Here is a 19,868-nt window from a genome sequence, read left to right as displayed (position 1 = left end):
AGGCTTGAATTCCGACCTCTCCCCGCAAGCGGGGCGAGGTAAGAAGAGCGAAGCACGCGGGGAATATCTGATGCAGCGAATTACCATCACGATCGAGGACGATCTGTTGGCGGAGATCGACGCGGCGGCGGAAGCCCGCGGCTACCAGAACCGCTCCGAGATCATCCGCGATCTCGCCCGCGCCGGCCTGCAGCAGAGCACCGAGGACACCGCGCAGACCGGCCAATGCGTGGCCGGTCTCGTCTATGTCTACGACCACGCCGCCCGCGATCTGTCAAAACGTCTGGTGCAGGAATTCCACGGCCATCACGACCTCGCGCTGGCAACCCTGCACGTCCATCTCGACGACAACAATTGCATGGAGATGACGGCGCTGCGGGGGTCGGCGGATGAGGTCAGGCATTTCGCCGACCACATCATCGCCGAGCGCGGCGTGCGCTACGGCCGCGTGGTGATGATCCCGACCGGGGAAGGCAAGCAGGCGAAGGTGCGGAAGCACGGGCACAGGCATGGGTAGGCCGGATCTTACCCTCCCCTGGAGGGGGAGGGTCGATCGCGCGTAGCGCGAGCGGGGTGGGGTGACGGTCCCTCCGCGACGAACAGTGCCCAAGTGGAGAGATCACCCCACCCCGTCACATGATCTCGCTTCGCTCGATCACGTGCCGACCCTCCCCCTCCAGGGGAGGGTAAGCAAGAGATCGCGGCAATTACGCTCCCTTGCCGAAGCCGCATCGGGTGTCTACCTCTCGCGGAGTGTTTACCTGAAAGGCTCCCCCCATGCTGGATGCCGCCGTGAAGGCGCTGTCGCAAATGATCTCGCCGCCGATGCGCTCGATCCTGTGGCGATCGGTCGGGCTTGCGCTCGTGCTGATCACCGTGCTGGCGATCGGCTTGCAGCGGCTGCTGAGCTGGTTTGCGACCTCCGGTGAGGTCTGGCTGGAAGGCCTGCTCGGGCCGGGCTGGCACACCTCGCTCGAGGTCTTGTCCTGGATCGTCTCGATCGCTGCGGGCCTCGGCGTCGTGTTCGGCGGCGTGTTCCTGATGCCGGCGATCACCTCGCTGGTGGCGAGCCTGTTCGTCGACGACGTCGCCGACATCGTCGAGCGCGAGCATTATCCCGCCGAGCAGCCGGGCCTGGCGCTGCCGTTCAGCCAGGCCATTTTCGAGGGCATCAAGACCGCGCTCCTGACCATCCTGGTCTATCTGATCGCGTTGCCGCTGGTGCTTTTTGCCGGCGCAGGCTTCCTGATCTTCTTCATCGCCGCCGCCTGGCTGCTCGGCCGCGAATATTTCGAGCTCGCCGCAATGCGCTTCCGCTCGCCGGAAGAGGCCAAGGCGATGCGGCGCGACAATGCCGCCACCATCTTCACCGCCGGCCTCTTCATCGCCGCCTTCGTCTCGATCCCGATCGTGAATCTGGCGACGCCGATCTTCGGCATGGCCTTCATGGTCCACATGCACAAGCGGCTGTCGGGCCCGCGGCCCGAGCTGATCGAGCCGGCGCGGCAGATGCGGTAACGCGCTCTACGTCACCTGCACGCCGCACTTGCGCAGCACCGTCTTGGCGAAGCCGAATGGCGCCGGCGTGAACGGGCCGGCCGGCGCACGGGTGATCAGTGCGACGACACCGAGCGCGGCTATCGCGAGCCAGAAGCACAGCCAGAAGCCGTCGATATAGGCGAGCACATTGGCCTCGCGCTGCACGATGCCCGCCAGCGTGCCGACCGCGCGCGGCTGCGCCAGCCCGGCGCCGTGGGCAGCGAAGTGATCGGAGAGCTGCTTCAGGGCGCGGACCACATCGACATCGCCGACGCCGAGGTTCTGGCCGAGATAGAAGGAATGAACCTGCTCGCGCACGCGCAGCCATGTCCCCATCAGCGCCACGCCGATCTCGGCGCCGCCGAGCCGCATGATCTGGATATAGGCGGCAAAGGAGGTGGCACGGCTTGGATCGGAGTTCGACAGCAGCGTGATGATCAGCGGCAGCAGGGTCAGCGACTGCCCGATCGCCTGGAGCAGCACGATGCCGACAAAGTCCTCGCGGGCCCAGTCATGGGTGAGCTGCGTGCCCCAGAGATTGGCGGCGGCGAAGCAGGCGAAACCCACCACCACCACGGTCCGCGTATCGAAATGCCGCAGCAGCCAGATCGAGAGCGGCACCAGCACGAACATCGGCAATGCGCCATAGGTGAGCAGCAGCACGCCGCTCTGCTCCGGCCTGAGCAGGGCGATGGCGGCCAGGAAGTTTGGCACCAGCGAGGCGTTGGACAGGCTGGTCAGCGTGTAGAGCAGGATCAGCACCAGCCCCAATCCGATATTGCGCGAGAACAAGACGTTCACATGCGCCCAGGGCTGCCGCACCAGCGACTCGTTGACGAGGAAGCCTGCGAATAGCACCGCGCCACTGACAAGCAGCGCCATCACCGTTCCTGAACCCAGCCAATCCAGCCGGTTGCCCTGGTCGAGCCCGGCATAGATCATCGCGACCCCTGCGCCGAGCAGCAGCATGCCGCCCCAATCGGCCTCGCGCAGCAGCGCGCGGTTCACGGGCTCGTTCGGTGTGCCGAGATAGACCATCAGCCCCATCAGGGGCGCGATCACGACGCTCTGCCAGTACAGCCATTGCCAGCCGAGATGATCGACATAGAAGCCGACCAGCGAGCTCGAGGTATCGAGCGCAAAGCCGACGCGGATCGAATAGATCGAGATCGCCGGCAGCCACCACCGGATCGGCAGATTGCGGAACACGATCATCAGCGTCGCCGGCACGAAGGTGCCGAGCAGCAGGCCATGCACGACGCTGAGCGCGAGCAGCGTTGGATAATCGTGCACGAAGGGAACGATCAGCGAGATCACGGCATAGATCAGGCTCGGAATGCCAAGCACGCGCCGCAGCCCGAACACGGTCGCGAGCCATGCCACTGCCGGCGCGATGAAGATCTGCGAGCCGATGCCGGCGGTGGAAAGCCAGGCGCCCTCGTCGAATGAGAGCGAGAACGCGCCGCGCAAATCGGGCAGGCCGACGGTGGTCAGGCGGCTGTCGAAATTGGCGAGGAAGGAGCCGAGCAGCACGGCCGCCACGGCGAACAGCGGCCGCGGCGCGACGCCGCCGCGCGAGAGCGGTCCGCGATCGGCGTCGTCATTTTCCGCCATTGCCGGCCTTGGTGTCGATGCTGGTGACGACCGACATGCCCGGCACCAGCCGTGCCAGCAACGGCTGGCCTTCGTCGAGCTGGATGCGCACGGGAATGCGCTGCACCACCTTGGTGAAATTGCCGGTGGCGTTATCAGGCGGCAGCAGCGCGACCTGCGAGCCCGTCGCCGGCGCGATGCGCTCGACCTTGCCGCGCAGCGTCTCGCGCGGAAAGCTGTCGACGGTGATCTCGACCGGCTGGCCCGGCGCGACGTGTGTAAGCTGGGTCTCCTTGTAGTTCGCGATCACATAGACCTTCGGTAGCGGCACAACGTTGATGAGGTTGGTGCCGATATTGACGTAGTCGCCGGGCTGCACCTGGCGCTCGCCGACGACGCCGTCGAACGGCGCCGATATTCTGGTGTACCCAAGCTTGAGCTTCGCACCCGCCAGCGTTGCCTTGGCCGCCGCGACATCGGCGGCGCGCTGCTTCCTGGTGCCTTGCAGGACTTCGAGCTGGTGCTGCTGGGCTGCGATCACGGCGCGGCTCGCACGCACGTCGGCCTGCGCCTTGGCGTAAGCAGCCACCGCCTGCTCGAGCCGCTGCCGCGTGCCGGATTCGGTCTGCGACAGCGATTGCTGACGCTCCTGCTCCTGCCGTGCCTCGACTTCCATGGCTTCGGCGGAGAGCCGCGCCGCCTGCGCCTGTGCGATCGTCGCATATTGCAGCTCGATCTGGTTGGCCAGATTGTCGAGCGTGGCCTGCGCGGCGGCGACCGCAGCTTCGGACTGCGCGACCTGGGCCTCGTAGTCGGCGGGATCAATCTGGATCAGGAGATCACCGGCCTTGACGCGCTGGAAGTCGGTTACGGCGACGGTCAGCACTTCGCCCGAGACGCGGCTCGAAAGCCGCGTCAGCTCGGCGCGCACATAGGCATCATTGGTGGTCTGGATCACGGCATTGCCGACCCATTCGTCGAAGCGCTGCGTCGCCAGCGCGACGAAGCCGAGCGCGACGATCACGGCGAACAGCGGGATCGCGAACCGGCTCCACAGCGAAGTGGCTGGCCGCTGCGTTGGCTTCGATGACGGGACCGGCGTTGCGGCGGCAGGCGGGGGCGGGACTAGTTCCTGTTGACTCACGATTTCACCCCAAGATGCTCTGCTCTCACCGCCGTCTTTCCGATCCTTCGGACCGTCCCGGAATGACTGCCGCTGCCAATCTCACACCGTCTTCTCCGGCCACCGACACAGATCGTTGATCAGGCAGACCTCGCAGCGCGGCTTGCGTGCGAGGCAAGTATAGCGGCCGTGCAGGATCAGCCAATGATGGGCATGCAGCATGAACTCGGCCGGGATCACCTTTTCGAGACCAAGCTCGACCTCCAGCGGCGTCTTGCCGGGCGCCAGCCCCGTGCGGTTGCCGACGCGGAAGACATGCGTATCGACCGCCATGGTATGCTCGCCGAAGGCCATATTGAGCACAACGTTGGCGGTCTTGCGGCCCGCGCCGGGCAACGATTCGATCTCGGCGCGCGTGCGCGGCACCTCGCCGCCGAACTCGCTCAGCACCTTCGCCGACAGCGCGATCACGTTCCTGGCCTTGGTGCGGTAGAGGCCGATCGTCTTGATGTACTCGCGCAAGCGCTCCTCGCCGAGATCGAGCATCTTCTGCGGGGTGTCGGCGACCTCGAACAAGGCGCGCGTCGCCTTGTTGACGCCGGCATCGGTTGCCTGTGCCGACAGCACCACGGCGACCAGCAGCGTGAACGGATTGACGTGCTCGAGCTCGCCCTTCGGCTCCGGATTGGCCTTGCGGAAACGGCTGAAGACCTCATGGACCTCGGCGGGCGTCCAGCGCTTTGTCGCCTTGAGCGTCTTTTTGGCGGGCGCGTTCGGCTTCGCGACGACCGCCTTTGCCTTCTTCTTCGGCACCGGCGCTTTGCGCGGAGCCGGCTTGCGGGTGATTTTCGCCATGATCGGGATATACTGAGGGACGATGAGCACAGGCAACGAAATTGAAGGCGGCGATCCTGATCCGCGCGACGTGCAGATCTTCTCTGCGCTGCTGACGCCGCACCGCTCGCTGAACCGCACCGGCTTCCTCGCCGTAATGCTGTTCCTGAGCGTGGTCAGCTTCGTCACGGGCCTCGCCTTCCTGATGATGGGTGCCTGGCCGGTGTTCGGTTTCTTCGGCCTCGACGTGCTCGTGATCTGGTGGGCCTTCAAGGCCAATTTCCGCGCGGCGCGGGCCAGCGAGGAGATCGTGGTCACGCCCTCGGAGCTGCGCGTGCGCCGCGTCAGCCATCGCGGCCAGGTCTCGGAATGGACGTTCAACCCGCTCTGGGTCCGGCTCGACCAGGAGGTCGACGAGGAATACGGCATCGAGCACCTCTATCTGATCTCGCGTGGCCGCCGGCTGCTCATTGCCGGTTTTCTCGGGCCCGAGGAAAAAGCGAGTTTTTACAATGCCTTGGTCAGCGCCCTGAATGCCGCCCGGCGCGGCCCGACCTACAATCCGGTGACCTGAGCGCAGTCAGAAATCGGGTGGTTTCCCACCCGTCCCTCTCCTACATTTCCAGTCATGATGACACTCGCCATACATGACCAGCGCCTGGCCAGGCCGGGCACCCAGAACGCCGCGCTGCGCGACTATGATTCGGTGCGCCGGGCGATCGCCTTCATCTCGGAGAACTGGCGCGCGCAACCGACCATCGAGGCGATGGCGGATGCGGCCGGAGTCACGCCGGATGAGCTGCACCATCTGTTCCGCCGCTGGGCCTCGATCACGCCGAAGGCTTTCATGCAGGCGCTCACCCTCGATCACGCCAAGGGCCTGCTGCGGGACTCCGCGAGCATCCTCGACGCCGCGCTCGACTCCGGGCTGTCGGGCCCCGGCCGGCTGCACGATCTCTTCGTGACCCACGAAGCGATGTCGCCGGGCGAATGGAAGAACGGCGGCGCCGGCCTGACCTTGCGTTACGGCTTTCACCCCTCGCCGTTCGGCACCGCGATCGTGATCGCCACCGACCGCGGCTTGTCAGGCCTCGCCTTCGCCGATCACGGCGAGGAGAAGATCGCGCTCGCCGACATGACCCGGCGCTGGCCGAACGCCACCTATGTCGAAGATCACGAAGGCACCGCGCCGCTCGCAGCGCGCATCTTCGATACGAAGCTGTGGCGGCCGGACCAGCCGCTGCGCGTGGTGATGATCGGCACCGATTTCGAGGTGCGGGTGTGGGAAACGCTGCTGAAGATCCCGATGGGGCGCGCGGTGTCCTATTCCGACATCGCCTGCAACATCAACAGCCCGAAGGCCTCGCGTGCCGTCGGTGCGGCGGTCGGCAAGAACCCGGTCTCGTTCGTCGTGCCCTGCCACCGCGCGCTCGGCAAGAGCGGCACGCTCACCGGCTATCACTGGGGCATCACGAGGAAGCAGGCGATGCTGGGCTGGGAGGCCGGACAGCTGGGGGTGCTGTAGGCTAGGCGAGATGTCGTAGGGTGGGTTAGCCGAAGGCGTAACCCACCTCTTTGGTTTCCACGGTGACAGAAGTGGTGGGTTGCGCCAGCGACTGCGCTTCGCGCAGCCGTCGTCTAACCCACCCTACGGCACCGCGCCTGCGGCGAAAACCTAACTCGCCAGATCGAGCTTCGAGGCCACGGTCGAATCCGCGTTGAGGCGGTAGATGATCGGCACACCCGTCGCCAGCTCGCGCTTCAAGATGCCTTCGGGCGAGAGCTTTTCCAGCACCATGATCAGCGCGCGCAGCGAATTGCCGTGGGCGGCGACTAGCGTGCGCTTGCCATTGAGCACGCCGGGCAGGATCTCCTGCACGTAGTACGGCAGTGCCCGCGCAAGCGTATCCTTCAGGCTTTCGCCGCCGGGCGGCGGCACGTCGTAGGAGCGGCGCCAGATCAGCACCTGGTCCTCACCCCATTTCTTGCGCGCGTCGTCCTTGTTGAGGCCGGAGAGATCGCCGTAGTCGCGCTCGTTCAGCGCGAGGTTTTTCGTCGTCGGCAAGCCCTCCTGGCCGAGCTCGCCGAGAATGAGGTCGAGCGTGTGCTGCGCGCGGGTGAGCACCGAAGTGTAGGCGACGTCGAACACGAGGCCCTGCGCCTTCAGCTTGCGGCCGGCTTCCGTGGCTTCCTTGACGCCGAGCTCGGTGAGATCAGGGTCCTTCCAACCCGTGAACAGGTTCTTCAGATTCCATTCGCTCTGGCCGTGGCGCACGAGCACGAGAAGACGTTCGCTCATTGACTGCTTTCCGTTAGGTTGGATTAGATGTCGGACAGGCCGAGCACGTCGGCCATGGAGTAGTGGCCGGGCTTCTTGCCATGCGCCCACAGCGCCGCCTTCAGCGCGCCATGGGCGAACAGCATGCGGTCCTCGGCCTGGTGCGACAGCGTCAGGCGCTCGAACGGGCCGAGGAAGGTGACGCTGTGATCGCCGGCGACGGTGCCGCCGCGCAACGAGGCGAAACCGATATTGCCCGGCCTGCGCGCGCCGGTGATGCCATCACGGCCACGCTCGGAATGATCATCGAGGGTGACACCGCGGCCGCTGGCTGCGGCCTGCCCCAGCATCAGCGCGGTGCCGGATGGCGCATCGACCTTCATGCGGTGATGGGTCTCGACGATCTCGATATCAAAACTCTGGTCGAGCGCCTTGGCGACGCGCTTGACCAGGGCGGCCAGCAGATTGACGCCGAGGCTCATATTGCCTGATTGCACCACGACGGCGCGGTTGGTGACGCTCTTGATCACGGCATTGTCGGAGCCCGACAATCCGGTCGTGCCGACGACATGCACGATCCCGCGCTGTGCCGCGATCGCGACATTTGCAATGGTCGCCGCCGGAACGGTGAAATCGAGGATGCCGTCGGCCTCCTTCGACATCGCCCAGAGGTCAGCGGAGAGCTTGATGTCGTTGGCCGGCAGGCCTGCGAGCACACCGGCATCCTTGCCGAGCAGCTCCGAGCCGGGGGCCTCGAGCGCGCCGGCCAGCACCGCGCCTTTGCTCTCGGCAATCGCCCGCACCAGCGCGCGGCCCATCCGGCCACCGGCTCCAGCAACAATCAGGCGCATGTCGGACATGGTGTGATCCTCTCATGGCCGTTGTAGCGGGGGGACGCAGTTCCGGCAACCGAGGGGACGGGCACGGCGACACCATGGTCACCGTCATTCCGGGATGGTCCGAAGGACCAGACCCGGAATGACGAGATTCTCAGGTGCGCAACTGCGCACCGTAGTTCGGCTCTGCGAGCCGCCCCGGAATGACCGTGCCTCAGCCGTCAGACGGCTGCGGGCCGTCATAGCCCTCGATGATGATGAGGTCGGCGACGGAGTGGGGCTGGCGCACCTTGATGTTGGCCTGGTATTCCGGCGAATTGTAGCAGGCGATCGCGGTCTCGTAGTCCGGGAATTCGATCACGACGTTGCGGGTGCGGCTGGCGCCTTCGACGGTGGTGAACTTGCCGGCGCGGACGACGAAGCGGCCACCCCATTTCTTGAAGATCGGACCGTTGGCGACGGCATAGGGCTTGTAGCCTTCGTCACTGCTCACATCGACGCGCCCGATCCAGTAACCTTTTGCCATTGTTCTTCTCCCTTGTTTGTTGATTAGCCGAGCGCTTGCGCGATCTCGGCCTGGATGGCTTCCGCAATCGCCTTCGGGTCGGCGGCTTCGACGACCGGCCGTCCGACGACGAGATAATCGGCACCGGCGGCGATCGCGCGGCCCGGCGTCATGATGCGCTTCTGGTCGCCGGTCGCCGAACCGACCGGCCGGATACCGGGGGTGACGAGATGCATCTGGTGGCCGACAATCTTGCGCAAGGCCCCGACTTCCTCAGGCGACGATACCAGTCCGTCGATGCCAAGCACCTGCGCCTGCTGCGCGCGGGCCTCGACCAGCTCGGAGACGCCGAGCCGATAGCCGGCCGCGTGCAGATCGTCCTCGTTGTAGGAGGTCAGCACCGTGACGGCGAGGATCTTCAGGCTGGAATTGCCGCGGCCCTCGACCGCGCCCTTCATGGTCTGCGGATAGGCGTGCACGGTGAGGAATGTGGCGCCGAGCCTGGTGATGCTTTCGACGCCTTGCATCACGGTGTTTCCGATGTCGTGCAGCTTGAGATCGAGAAAGACCTTCTTGCCCTTGTCGGCGAGCTTGCCGACCAGCGGCAATCCGCCGGCATAAGCGAGCCGATAACCGATCTTGTAGAAGGTGACGCTGTCGCCGAGGCGATTGATCGTCGCCTCCGCGGCATCGACGCTGGGCAGATCGAGCGCGACGATCAGGCGGTCCTTGGGGGCGATCTCGGCTGGCGTCATGTCACCTCACATCATGCGTTGGGAAATGTCGATCAACTGCGCCACCAGCTCCTTCAACGCGGCGATATCGCCCTCGTTCTTGAGCCTGTCCATATCGTCATAGGCCTGGTCGGCAAAGGCGAGCGTGAGCTGGCTGGCAATCACGTTGGCGTGGCAGGAGGTCAGGATCAGCCTAAGCGCCTGGAGCGCGCGCGCAGCGCCGAGCCGGCTTTGCGAAGCGCCGGCGAGTGCGAAGGCGCGGTTGCGGAACACATCGCCGCGCGCCTCGTGCAAATCGTGCACGCGGCTGACCCAGTCGATCGCGTTCTTGAGAAGCGGCGGCACCGAGGCATTGTATTCGGGCGAGACGATCAGCACGCCATGATGCGCGCCGATCATGCGCTTGAGGTTGATCGCGTGCTTCGGCAGGCCGGACTTGGCCTGGAGATCGCCGTCATAGATCGGCAGTGGAAAATCGGCGAGCGAAATGCGGGTGACGTCGACGCCGGAGCGGGCGAATTCATAGGCGGCGACCGCCGCCAGCTTCGCATTGTGCGAACCGGTGCGCAGCGAGCCGGGAATGATCAGGATCTTGGGGGCTGACATCCAATCCAATGCGTTCGGCGAAACGAGCCCGCCGCGCAAAGAACCAAGCCGGCGGAATTAGTCCTTGCGATACACCCAGACGCGGGCGGGCGGAAGGTTCATCCAGATCCGTTCCGAAGCCTCTGTGGACACGCCGGGCAGCGATTTCGGGATCGGCGGCACCACCGCATAGGTGAACTGGACGAAGGGCGCGCCGGGCGCGAGCGCCGTGAAGGCGTCGCGGATCAGCCGCAGCCGCGTCAGCATCGGTTTTGTCACCAGCGGCAGGCCGGAGACGACCGCGGAGGCCGGCGCGCTCAGGACGTTCCAGAGCGTGTCACGCAGGCGATAGGCATCGCCCTGCACCACCTTGGCCTGCGGATAGCGGTCGCGCAACAGAGCGCAGAAACCGGGATTGTACTCGACGAGGACGAGACGCTTCTGATCGACGCCGCGCTCGATCAGGGCCGAGGTGATGGCGCCGGTGCCGGGCCCGAGCTCGACCACAGGCGCGTCCGAATCGATATCGACGTAATGGGCCATGGTCCGGGCCAGTAGCTTGCCCGACGGCATCACGGCGCCCATGTGCAGGGGCTTTTCGATCCATGATCTGAGGAAGCGTACCTCGTCATCGAGACGAGGCTTCTTCAACGCACGCGCGGACGATGGCAATGGCATGTCAGGACCGGACGGGACCGCGGGACCGCGGCGTGTCAGAAAATGGTCATAAAGACGTATAGGCCGAAGGCGGTATGGTCAAGCCGGGTCAACTCGCCCGATTACCGAAGAAATCCTTGACCTTGGCGAAGAAGCCCTCGGATTCCGGCTGGGTATTGCCGGAGGACAGCTTTTCGAACTCGGCCAGCAATTCCTGCTGCTTCTTGGTGAGGTTCTGCGGGGTCTCGACCACGACCTGAACATACATGTCGCCCATCTGGCGCGACCGCAGCACCGGCATGCCTTTTGATGCAATGCGGAACCGGCGGTTCGACTGGGTCCCGGCCGGCACCTTCACCTTGGCCTTGCCCTTCTCGATGGTCGGCACCTCGAATTCGCCGCCGAGCGCCGCCGTCACCATCGAGATCGGCACACGGCAATGCAGATCGGCGCCGTCGCGCTGGAAGAACTGGTGCTGAGCCAGCGACAGGAAGATGTAGAGGTCGCCGGGCGGACCGCCGCGAACCCCTGCCTCGCCCTCGCCGGCGAGCCTGATCCTTGTGCCGTCCTCGACGCCCGGGGGGATGTTGACCGAAAGATTCCGCTCGCGGGTGACGCGGCCCTGGCCCGAGCAGGACGGGCAGGCATCCTCGATCATCTGGCCGCGGCCCTGGCAGCCCGGACAGGTGCGCTCAAGCGTGAAGAAGCCCTGCGACTGCCGCACACGGCCGGCGCCGCCGCAGCTCGAACAGGTCTTCGGCTTGGTTCCCGCCTTGGCGCCGATGCCCGAGCAGGCCTCGCAGGTGACCGAGACCGGAATCTCGATCTGCGCGGTCTTGCCGCCGAAGGCTTCCTCGAGCGTGATTTCCATGTTGTAGCGCAGGTCGGCGCCGCGCTCGCGGCCGCCGCGGCCGCGCTGCCCGGCCATGCCGAACAAATCTTCGAAAATGTCGGAGAAGGAAGAGGCGAAACCCGCGCCGAAGCCGGCGCCACCGCCGCCCTGCTCGAAGGCGGCATGGCCGTAGCGGTCATAGGCCGCGCGCTTGTCCTTGTCCTTCAGGACCTCGTAGGCCTCGTTGATTTCCTTGAACTTGACTTCGCTGGTGTCGTCCCCGGGATTGCGGTCCGGGTGGAACTTCATCGCCAGCTTGCGGAACGACGATTTCAGGACCGATTCGTCGGCATCGCGTTCGACTTCGAGGGTTTCGTAATAGCAGCGCTTGGTGGACGTGGACATGTGGGACTCGGTCTATCCAATCGCGATTCAAGTCGGAGCGAAACGACGTCGCCACACGACGATATAGGCAGCCTTCTGCTTGGCGGCAGAGGGCAGCGCGGCGGCGTTCAGCATAACGGCTGGGAATTGATCGATCGTAACGGGCGACCCGCCCGTCCGTCCCGACACGGCGGCCTCCCCCGCGAAGGAGGAGGCCGGTAGAGCGTGTGGGGTCCAAGCCGTCCGCATCATGACCCTCTTGGGGTTCAGGCGGACTTCTTGTTGTTCTTGTCGTCGTCGACTTCGGTGAATTCCGCGTCGACGACGTCGTCCTTGGCCGCATCCTTCTTGGCGTCGGCCTCGGCCTGCTGCTTGTACATGGCCTCGCCGAGCTTCATCGAAGCCTGGGCCAACGTCTGGGTCTTGGCCTTGATCGCCTCGGCATCGTCGCCCTTCAGCGCTTCCTTGAGGTCGCCGACGGCATCCTCGATGGCGCGGCGCTCGGTCTCACCGACCTTCGAACCGTGCTCGGCCAAAGCCTTCTCGGTCGAATGCACCAGACCATCCGCCTCGTTCTTGGCGGTCACGGCCTCGCGGCGCTTCTTGTCCGCCTCGGCATTGGCCTCGGCGTCCTTGACCATCTTCTCGATGTCGGCTTCCGACAGGCCGCCGGAGGCCTGGATGCGGATCTGCTGCTCCTTGCCGGTGGCCTTGTCCTTGGCCGAGACGTTGACGATGCCGTTGGCGTCGATGTCGAACGTCACCTCGATCTGCGGCATGCCGCGCGGAGCCGGCGGAATACCCATCAGGTCGAACTGGCCGAGCATCTTGTTGTCGGCCGCCATTTCACGCTCGCCCTGGAAGACGCGGATGGTGACCGCGTTCTGGCTGTCCTCGGCGGTCGAGAACACCTGGCTCTTCTTGGTCGGGATCGTGGTGTTGCGGTCGATGATGCGGGTGAACACGCCGCCCAGCGTCTCGATGCCCAGCGACAGCGGGGTGACGTCGAGCAGCAGCACGTCCTTGACGTCGCCCTGGAGCACGCCGGCCTGGATCGCGGCGCCGATCGCCACGACTTCGTCCGGGTTGACGCCCTTGTGCGGCTCCTTGCCGAACAGCTGCTTCACGACTTCCTGGACCTTCGGCATGCGCGACATGCCGCCGACCAGAACCACTTCGCCGATCTCACCGGCAGTGACGCCGGCGTCCTTCAGCGCCTTGCGGCAGGGCTCGACGGTCTTCTGGACGAGGTCGTCGACCAGCGCCTCGAACTTGGCGCGGGTGAGCTTCATCGTCAGATGCTTCGGGCCGGTCTGGTCCGCGGTGATGAAGGGCAGGTTGATCTCGGTCTGCGTCGTCGAGGACAGCTCGATCTTGGCCTTTTCAGCGGCTTCCTTCAGGCGCTGCAACGCGAGCTTGTCGTTGCGCAGGTTGATGCCCTGCTCCTTCTGGAATTCGTCGGCGAGATAGCCGACCAGGCGCATGTCGAAGTCTTCGCCGCCGAGGAAGGTGTCGCCGTTGGTCGACTTCACCTCGAACACGCCGTCGCCGATCTCGAGGATCGAGATATCGAACGTGCCGCCGCCGAGATCGTACACGGCGATCGTGCCGGTCTTGGTCTTGTCGAGGCCATAGGCGAGCGCGGCCGCGGTCGGCTCGTTGATGATGCGCAGCACTTCGAGGCCCGCGATCTTGCCGGCGTCCTTGGTCGCCTGGCGCTGGGCGTCGTTGAAGTAGGCGGGAACGGTGATGACGGCCTGATCGACCTTCTGGCCGAGATGGGCTTCCGCGGTCTCCTTCATCTTCTGCAAGATGAACGCCGAGACCTGCGAGGGCGAGTAGGTCTGGCCGTCGGCCTCGACCCAGGCGTCGCCGTTGGAAGCCTTCACGATCTTGTAGGGGACGAGCTTCTTGTCCTTCTCGACCATCGGGTCGTCGTAGCGGCGGCCGATGAGGCGCTTCACTGCGAAGAAGGTGCGCTCGGGATTGGTGACGGCCTGGCGCTTGGCCGGCTGGCCGACGAGGCGCTCACCGTCGTCCGTCACGGCGACGATCGAAGGCGTCGTGCGCATGCCTTCGGAATTCTCGATGACTTTGGCGTTCTTGCCATCCATCACGGCGACGCACGAATTCGTGGTGCCGAGGTCGATCCCAATGACCTTTCCCATGGTCCTGATATCCTTGTTTTTGCGGCAGGTTGGCTGGGCCCAGAAGGCACCCGACCGAAACCCCCTAAGATCAAACATCCGCGATATTGCGATGATTGAGGCTCATATAGGAGGGGGGGAGGGGCCCGCAAGGACCGAAGCTACGTTTCTGCCGTGAAAACATTGGGTTTTGGACGATGATATCCGGGCTTCACCGCCCTTGCGGGTGAGGAATTATTAACAGGTTCAGGCTTCAGCAAGCCCCCGCTACCGCAAGCCCGCCCGCCCTGTTGCCGCACGCCCAAACCCGGTAAAAGGCGGACCGGCCGGTCAGCCGCTACAGCTGCTTCGCGCGACAATGCGGCCCGGTGGCCGACCATCGAACGGCCTCAATGTGAACCAATCAGAGTGCCCATGAAGCTGATCCGCCCCCTCGCCGCGCTCGCCCTCCTGATCGCCTCCGCGTTTCCGGCCTTCGCCGCCGACGCCGTGTTTCCGCCCGGCTTGCGCCTCGGCATGGTGCCGCTGGTCGGTCTCAGCACGGCAAAAACCTTTCCGGGATTCGAGAGCGAGGACGGCAGCGTCAAGGTGTTGATCACCGAGCTGCCGCCGGCGGCCTATGGCGAGGTCGTGAGCGCCTTCAATTCCAATCCGGCCGGCGCTGGCGGCGTCAAGCAGGACAAGATCGAGACGCCCGCGGGCCTGGCCTATTTCACCACCGAAAGCGGCAAGGCCGGCGACACCCCGGTGAAACGCTATTCGATGATCGTGCCGGGCGCCGGCTTCTCCGGCTATGTCGCGGTGCAGGTCCCGGAGAATGCGACCAAGATCTACACGGATGAAGCGGTGCGGCAGATGTTTGCGACCGCCACCACCCGCAAGCAGGTCTCGGCGGAGGAGCAGATCGCGCTGATGCCGTTCAGGATCACCGATCTCGCCGAATTCAAGGACATCCGCACGCTGGCGCCGGGCTCGAGCATCATCCTGGCCGACGGCGACGAGAGCACCGGTTACGAGTCGAAGCCGTTCATGATCCTCGGCCTGATCGGCGCCACGCCGCAACAGGCCGACGACCGCGCCCGCTTCGCCCAGGAGGCGGCGCTGCAGATCCCCGGCGTGCGCGAATCGCGCGTCACCATGTCCGAGCCGATCCGCATCAACGGCCAGCAGGGCTTCGAGACCCGGATCGACGGCGTCAGCGGCAAAGACAAGGTCCCGGTGACCGTGGTGCAATGGATCCGCTTCTCGAGCGGCGGCGCCTCGCTGCGCATCATCGCCAGCGCCCCGCGCGACCAGTGGCTGGCCGCCTTCACCCGCTTCCGCGCCGTGCGCGACGGGATTCAGCCGAAGGGCTGAGCCGTTCGGCATACTCAGTGTCGTCCCTGCGAAAGCAGGGACCCATACCGCGTGATCGTGCGATTGCGGTCGGTCGCAGTACCCATGATGAGTCTTCGCCAAACATCTCCCTGGGGGTATGGGTCCCGGATCGGCGCGCGCCTAAGGGCGCGCTTGTCCGGGACGACAGTTATGTTGGGGCCGGCAGCCCAAGCCCTCACCAAAGCCGGCCGCATTTTCGGGCTTCTGTTCGTACACGAACGGAACTAGGCTTCGTCTCCGTTGAGTTCATCCTAAGGGGAGGCGAACGATGCTGGATCGGCGACAAGTCTTGGCAATGCTTGGAACGACGGCGCTTGCAACGCTGGCTCCAACCGCACTCCTTGCAGCGGCATCGATCAAGCCGGACGATGCCTCCGCGCTGCTCGTGATCGACGTGCAGAACTGCTTCCTGCCGGGCGGCAGCCTCGCGGTGAAAGAGGGCGAGCAGGTGGTGCCCGTCATCAACAAGATCTCGAAGGCATTTGCGAATGTGGTGATGACGCAGGACTGGCACACGCCGGGCCACATCTCGTTTGCGTCGGTGCATTCCGGCAAGAAGCCGTTCGAGACCGTCGACCTTCCCTATGGCAAGCAGGTGCTGTGGCCCGACCATTGCGTGCAGGGCACCGACGGCGCTTCGCTGTCGAAGGACCTTGCGATCCCGCATGCCGAGCTCATCATCCGCAAGGGCTTTCACAAGGACGTCGACAGCTATTCGGCCTTCCTCGAAGCCGACGGCAAGACCTCGACCGGACTTGCCGGCTATCTCAAGGGACGCAAGATCAAGCGCGTCTTCGTCGCAGGGCTCGCGACGGATTTCTGCGTTGCCTGGACCGCGCTCGACGCGCGCAAGGCGGGCTTCGAGGTCTATGTCGTGGAAGACGCCTGCCGCGGCATCGACACGCAGGGCTCGCTGGCAAAAGCCTGGGCCGATATGGCCAAGGCCGGCGTGAAGCGGATTCAGTCTGCGGATATCGCGGTGAGCGCGTAGGATTACAACTGGTCGTTCCGGAGCGATGCGAAGCATCGAATCCGGAACCTCGAGATTCCGGGTTCGGCTCTCACGAGCCGCCCCGGAATGACACCAAACTCAATTCCCCGCGCCGCTCGACTCGTTGTTGTTCGCCGCGGCCGCGGGCTTCGCGCCGCCCTTGGCGACACCGACCAGGGCCGGACGCAGCACGCGCTCGCCGATGGTGTAGCCGGCCTGCATGATCTGCACCACGGTGCCAGACGGCACCGACGCATCAGGCACTTCGTACATCGCCTGGTGGAAGTTCGGGTCGAACTTCTGGCCCTGCGGATCGAGCTTCTTCACGCCGTGCTTTTCCAGCGCGTTGAGCAGCGAACGCTCGGTGAGCTCGACGCCTTCGATCAGCGAGATCAGGCCGGGATCGGCCGTGGCGCGGGCTTCGGCCGGAACGGCATCGAGCGCGCGCTGGAGATTGTCGGCGATGTCGAGCACGTCGCGGGCAAAGCCGGTGATGCCGTAGAGGCGGGCGTCGGCGACCTCCTTGGTGGTACGCTTGCGCAGATTCTCCATCTCGGCCAGCGTCCGCAGCATGCGGTCACGCGCCTCGGCGGCTTCCTTCTGCAACAGCTCGACCGAGCCGGGCTCGGGATCGTCGGGCATGATGTAGGGTTTTGACACCACGGGCTCGCCGGTCGCGGCAGTCGTGTCTTCGGGTTGCCGGTCTTGCTCGGTCATCGGCTCTAATCTCGAACTCGTTTCCAGGGATTGTTGGCCCGGATATCGTGCCTAAAGCGCCGAAAATCAAGCGCCCGTGATCGGCGGAAACGCCGATCAGCCTCCCAAAAGGCGGCTGACGATGCGGGCCGCGTAGTCCACGGTCGGGATCACGCGGGCATAATTCAGCCGCGTCGGCCCGATCACGCCCAATACGCCGACGATATGACCGGCGGCATCCCGATAGGGCGAGATGATCGTGGAGGAGCCGGACAAGGAAAACAGTTTGTTCTCCGAACCGATGAAGATGCGCACGCCCTCAGCGGTCTCGGCGCGCCCCAGCAGGTCGATCACGCCGCGCTTGGTCTCGAGATCGTCGAACAGCAGGCGCACCCGTTCCAGATCCTCCAGCGCATGCAGGTCTTCGAGCAGATTGGCGTGGCCGCGGACGATGAGCTGGCGATCCTCGTTCTCGCCACCGGACCAGCTGGCGATGCCGGCGGAAATCACCTTCTGTGCAAGCTGATCGAGCTCGGCGCGGGCCTCTCCAAGTGCCGTCTCGAGCTCGAGCCGCGCCTCGGCCAGGGTGCGGCCGCGGATGCGCGCATTGAGGAAATTGCCGGCCTCGGTGATCGCCGAGGAGGGAACTCCGGGCGGCAGCGACAGCACGCGGTTTTCGACCTGGCCGTCCTCGCCGACCAGGATCACCAGCGCCTTTTCCGGTTCCAGACGGACGAATTCGATGTGTTTCAGCCGCGCATTGGATTTCGGCGTCAGCACCACCGCGGCGGCGCGGGTCAGGCCCGACAGCCGCGTCAGCGCCTGGTCCAGCGCCGCCTCGACCGATTGCGCCTGGCCGACGGTGGCAAGCTGGCTCTGGATCGACTGCCGCTCGGCCTCGTTGAGGTCGCCGACCTGCATCAGGGCATCGACGAAGAACCGCAGGCCGAGTTCCGTCGGCAGCCGGCCGGCGGAGGTGTGCGGGGCGTAGATCAGGCCGAGCTGTTCCAGATCGGCCATGACGTTGCGGACCGAGGCCGGCGACAGCGGCATGGCGATGAGCCGCGAGATATTGCGCGAGCCCACGGGCTCGCCGGTCGCGAGGTAGCTTTCGACAATTTGACGAAAGATGTCGCGAGAACGCTCGTTGAGCTGGGCGAGGCCTGCGCGCGGCGCGATCAGATGGATCGGATCGTGATGGGCCACAGACGGTAACTCCTCTCAGATGCTCATAATTTGTCCATCCAGGAGGGTTCTGACAAGCGTCGCGTTTGCAGGGTGGAAAACCGGGGGTGAAAAAGCCTTGTCCTTTCCCCTTGCCGCATACCCTCACCCCACCTACAAGCACCGCGAACAGCCCTACACCTGCGAGTTTTGGAGGATTTCCCATGCGGCCAAGCCGCCGTGCGCCCGACGAATTGCGCCCCGTGACGCTTGAGCGCGGCGTGGTCAAATATGCGGAAGGCTCCTGCCTGGTGAAATTCGGCGACACCCATGTGCTGGTCACCGCCACGCTGGAAGATCGCCTGCCGCCGTGGCTGAAGGGCCAGGGCCGCGGCTGGGTCACCGCCGAATACGGCATGCTGCCGCGCGCGACCTCCGAACGCACCCGCCGCGAGGCCTCCGCCGGCAAGCAAAGCGGCCGCACGGTCGAGATCCAGCGCCTGATCGGCCGCTCGCTTCGCACCATCGTCGATCTCGAAGCGCTCGGTGAGCGCCAGATCACGGTCGATTGCGACGTGCTCCAGGCCGACGGCGGCACCCGCACGGCCTCGATCACCGGCGCCTGGGTCGCGCTCGCCGACTGCGTCAACTGGATGAAGGCGCGCAACATGATCAAGGCCAATGTGATGCGCGACAATGTCGCCGCGATCTCCTGCGGCATCTACAACGGTACGCCGGTGCTCGATCTCGACTACGCCGAGGATTCGGAAGCCCAGACCGACGCCAATTTCGTCATGACCGGCGATGGCCGCATCATCGAGGTGCAGGGCACCGCGGAACGCGAGCCGTTCACGCAGGACGAGTTCCTGGCGCTGATGGCGCTGGCCCAGAAGGGCATCGCGCGTCTCGTGGACTTGCAGAAACTGGCTGTCGCGTAGTCAATAGGCCCATGCACCGCCGAATCACCGGAAAGCTCGTCATCGCCACCCATAATCCCGGCAAGCTCGCCGAGATGAAGGAGCTGCTCGCGCCGTACGGCATCGAGGCGGTGTCGGCCGGAGAGCTCGGCCTCGGCGAGCCGGACGAGACCGGCAACGATTTCCGCAGCAATGCCGCGATCAAGGCGATCGCGGCAGCGCAGGCGACCAAGCTTCCCGCCTTTGCCGACGATTCCGGCATCGTGGTCGACGCACTCGACGGCGCGCCGGGCATTTTCTCCGCGCGCTGGGCTGGACCTTCCAAGGATTTCGCCGCGGCGATGGCGCAGATCGAGCGCCTGTTGCAAGAGCGCGGCGCCACCACGCCGGATAAGCGCAAAGCGCATTTCGTCTCCGCGCTCTGCGTGGCCTGGCCCGACGATCATCTCGAAGAGGTCGAGGCGCGCGTCGACGGCACGCTGGTCTGGCCGCCGCGCGGCACCGCCGGCTTCGGCTATGACCCGATGTTCCTGCCGGACGGCCACAGCCGCACCTTCGGCGAGATGGACAGCATCGAGAAGCACGGCCTGCCGCCGCTCGGCCTTGGCCTGTCGCATCGCGCCCGCGCCTTCGTGAAACTGGCGGAGATCTGCCTTGAGCCGCGCTAGAGCGTTTT

At 65.3% G+C, this 19,868-nt stretch carries 21 protein-coding genes; 8 read left to right on the top strand and 13 right to left on the bottom strand.

Annotation, left to right across the window (positions count from 1 at the left end):
• The first annotated feature begins 70 nt into the window (after nt 1–70).
• Together nikR and RAD04_RS14220 are read left to right on the top strand one after the other, a co-directional pair.
• Nucleotides 71–517 (top strand): nickel-responsive transcriptional regulator NikR, encoded by a 447-nt coding sequence (gene nikR, locus RAD04_RS14225; protein WP_461624274.1) that lies wholly within the window; start codon nt 71–73, stop codon nt 515–517.
• A gap of 260 nt (nt 518–777) precedes the next feature.
• Nucleotides 778–1,518, top strand: coding sequence for a sulfate transporter family protein (locus tag RAD04_RS14220; RefSeq protein WP_461624273.1), 741 nt, complete (start codon nt 778–780; stop codon nt 1,516–1,518).
• Nucleotides 1,519–1,524: 6 nt separating this feature from the next.
• Here the strand turns inward: RAD04_RS14220 and RAD04_RS14215 are convergent, their stop codons facing one another.
• The 3 genes from RAD04_RS14215 to nth all read right to left on the bottom strand — a co-directional run bounded on the left by RAD04_RS14215 (nt 1,525) and on the right by nth (nt 5,110).
• Nucleotides 1,525–3,153: an MFS transporter gene (locus tag RAD04_RS14215; protein ID WP_461624272.1), complete on the bottom strand. Its 1,629-nt coding sequence runs from the start codon at nt 3,151–3,153 to the stop codon at nt 1,525–1,527.
• Nucleotides 3,140–4,276 carry an HlyD family secretion protein gene (locus RAD04_RS14210; RefSeq protein ID WP_461624271.1) on the bottom strand — a complete coding sequence of 379 codons (1,137 nt, stop codon included), beginning with the start codon at nt 4,274–4,276 and terminating at the stop codon, nt 3,140–3,142. Before RAD04_RS14210 ends, RAD04_RS14215 begins: the two co-directional genes overlap by 14 nt.
• Before the next feature lie 81 nt (nt 4,277–4,357).
• On the bottom strand, nt 4,358–5,110 hold the full coding sequence (gene nth, locus RAD04_RS14205; RefSeq protein WP_461624270.1) for an endonuclease III: 753 nt from the start codon (nt 5,108–5,110) through the stop codon (nt 4,358–4,360).
• Nucleotides 5,111–5,132: 22 nt separating this feature from the next.
• On the opposite strand from nth, the gene RAD04_RS14200 reads away from it, so the two are divergent.
• Together RAD04_RS14200 and RAD04_RS14195 are read left to right on the top strand one after the other, a co-directional pair.
• Nucleotides 5,133–5,663 carry a DUF2244 domain-containing protein gene (locus tag RAD04_RS14200; RefSeq protein ID WP_461624269.1) on the top strand — a complete coding sequence of 177 codons (531 nt, stop codon included), beginning with the start codon at nt 5,133–5,135 and terminating at the stop codon, nt 5,661–5,663.
• Nucleotides 5,664–5,717: 54 nt separating this feature from the next.
• Complete coding sequence (locus tag RAD04_RS14195; RefSeq protein WP_461616438.1) at nt 5,718–6,614, top strand: methylated-DNA--[protein]-cysteine S-methyltransferase; 897 nt, start codon at nt 5,718–5,720, stop codon at nt 6,612–6,614.
• Nucleotides 6,615–6,764: 150 nt separating this feature from the next.
• Here RAD04_RS14195 and RAD04_RS14190 read toward each other — a convergent pair whose 3' ends face one another.
• The 8 genes from RAD04_RS14190 to dnaK all read right to left on the bottom strand — a co-directional run bounded on the left by RAD04_RS14190 (nt 6,765) and on the right by dnaK (nt 14,068).
• Nucleotides 6,765–7,388, bottom strand: coding sequence for a 2,3-bisphosphoglycerate-dependent phosphoglycerate mutase (locus tag RAD04_RS14190; RefSeq protein ID WP_461624268.1), 624 nt, complete (start codon nt 7,386–7,388; stop codon nt 6,765–6,767).
• Between the two features lie 23 nt (nt 7,389–7,411).
• The gene (dapB, locus tag RAD04_RS14185; protein WP_461616440.1) at nt 7,412–8,227 is read right to left on the bottom strand and encodes a 4-hydroxy-tetrahydrodipicolinate reductase; all 816 of its coding nucleotides are present in this window, start codon (nt 8,225–8,227) and stop codon (nt 7,412–7,414) included.
• 190 nt (nt 8,228–8,417) lie between these two features.
• Entirely contained in the window at nt 8,418–8,729 is a 312-nt protein-coding gene (locus RAD04_RS14180) for a DUF1330 domain-containing protein (protein WP_027566211.1), read from the bottom strand.
• Nucleotides 8,730–8,752: 23 nt separating this feature from the next.
• Nucleotides 8,753–9,463, bottom strand: a complete 711-nt coding sequence (pyrF, locus tag RAD04_RS14175) for an orotidine-5'-phosphate decarboxylase (RefSeq protein WP_091962462.1) — start codon at nt 9,461–9,463, stop codon at nt 8,753–8,755.
• 6 nt (nt 9,464–9,469) lie between these two features.
• The gene (locus RAD04_RS14170) at nt 9,470–10,048 is read right to left on the bottom strand and encodes an NADPH-dependent FMN reductase (RefSeq protein ID WP_461624267.1); all 579 of its coding nucleotides are present in this window, start codon (nt 10,046–10,048) and stop codon (nt 9,470–9,472) included.
• A gap of 57 nt (nt 10,049–10,105) precedes the next feature.
• Nucleotides 10,106–10,705, bottom strand: a complete 600-nt coding sequence (locus RAD04_RS14165) for a class I SAM-dependent methyltransferase (RefSeq protein WP_091962468.1) — start codon at nt 10,703–10,705, stop codon at nt 10,106–10,108.
• A gap of 88 nt (nt 10,706–10,793) precedes the next feature.
• Entirely contained in the window at nt 10,794–11,921 is a 1,128-nt protein-coding gene (gene dnaJ, locus RAD04_RS14160; RefSeq protein WP_028139412.1) for a molecular chaperone DnaJ, read from the bottom strand.
• A 245-nt stretch (nt 11,922–12,166) separates the two neighbouring features.
• Entirely contained in the window at nt 12,167–14,068 is a 1,902-nt protein-coding gene (gene dnaK / locus RAD04_RS14155; protein ID WP_028139411.1) for a molecular chaperone DnaK, read from the bottom strand.
• A 393-nt stretch (nt 14,069–14,461) separates the two neighbouring features.
• Between dnaK and RAD04_RS14150 the strand changes: the two genes are divergently transcribed.
• On the top strand, nt 14,462–15,403 hold the full coding sequence (locus tag RAD04_RS14150) for a hypothetical protein (RefSeq protein WP_461624266.1): 942 nt from the start codon (nt 14,462–14,464) through the stop codon (nt 15,401–15,403).
• 289 nt (nt 15,404–15,692) lie between these two features.
• Nucleotides 15,693–16,415 (top strand): bifunctional nicotinamidase/pyrazinamidase, encoded by a 723-nt coding sequence (gene pncA / locus RAD04_RS14145; protein ID WP_461624265.1) that lies wholly within the window; start codon nt 15,693–15,695, stop codon nt 16,413–16,415.
• Nucleotides 16,416–16,514: 99 nt separating this feature from the next.
• Here pncA and grpE read toward each other — a convergent pair whose 3' ends face one another.
• The gene (gene grpE / locus RAD04_RS14140) at nt 16,515–17,132 is read right to left on the bottom strand and encodes a nucleotide exchange factor GrpE (RefSeq protein ID WP_461624264.1); all 618 of its coding nucleotides are present in this window, start codon (nt 17,130–17,132) and stop codon (nt 16,515–16,517) included.
• A 96-nt stretch (nt 17,133–17,228) separates the two neighbouring features.
• Nucleotides 17,229–18,317 (bottom strand): heat-inducible transcriptional repressor HrcA, encoded by a 1,089-nt coding sequence (gene hrcA / locus RAD04_RS14135; protein ID WP_028139407.1) that lies wholly within the window; start codon nt 18,315–18,317, stop codon nt 17,229–17,231.
• A 182-nt stretch (nt 18,318–18,499) separates the two neighbouring features.
• Between hrcA and rph the strand changes: the two genes are divergently transcribed.
• A complete protein-coding gene (rph, locus tag RAD04_RS14130; protein WP_461624263.1) occupies nt 18,500–19,213 on the top strand; it encodes a ribonuclease PH in 714 nt (237 codons plus the stop codon).
• An 11-nt stretch (nt 19,214–19,224) separates the two neighbouring features.
• Complete coding sequence (rdgB, locus tag RAD04_RS14125; RefSeq protein WP_461624262.1) at nt 19,225–19,860, top strand: RdgB/HAM1 family non-canonical purine NTP pyrophosphatase; 636 nt, start codon at nt 19,225–19,227, stop codon at nt 19,858–19,860.
• The last annotated feature ends 8 nt before the right edge of the window (nt 19,861–19,868 follow it).

It is taken from the genome of Bradyrhizobium sp. 25ACV (assembly GCF_054863005.1).
This window is presented reverse-complemented; position numbering and strand designations above follow the sequence as displayed.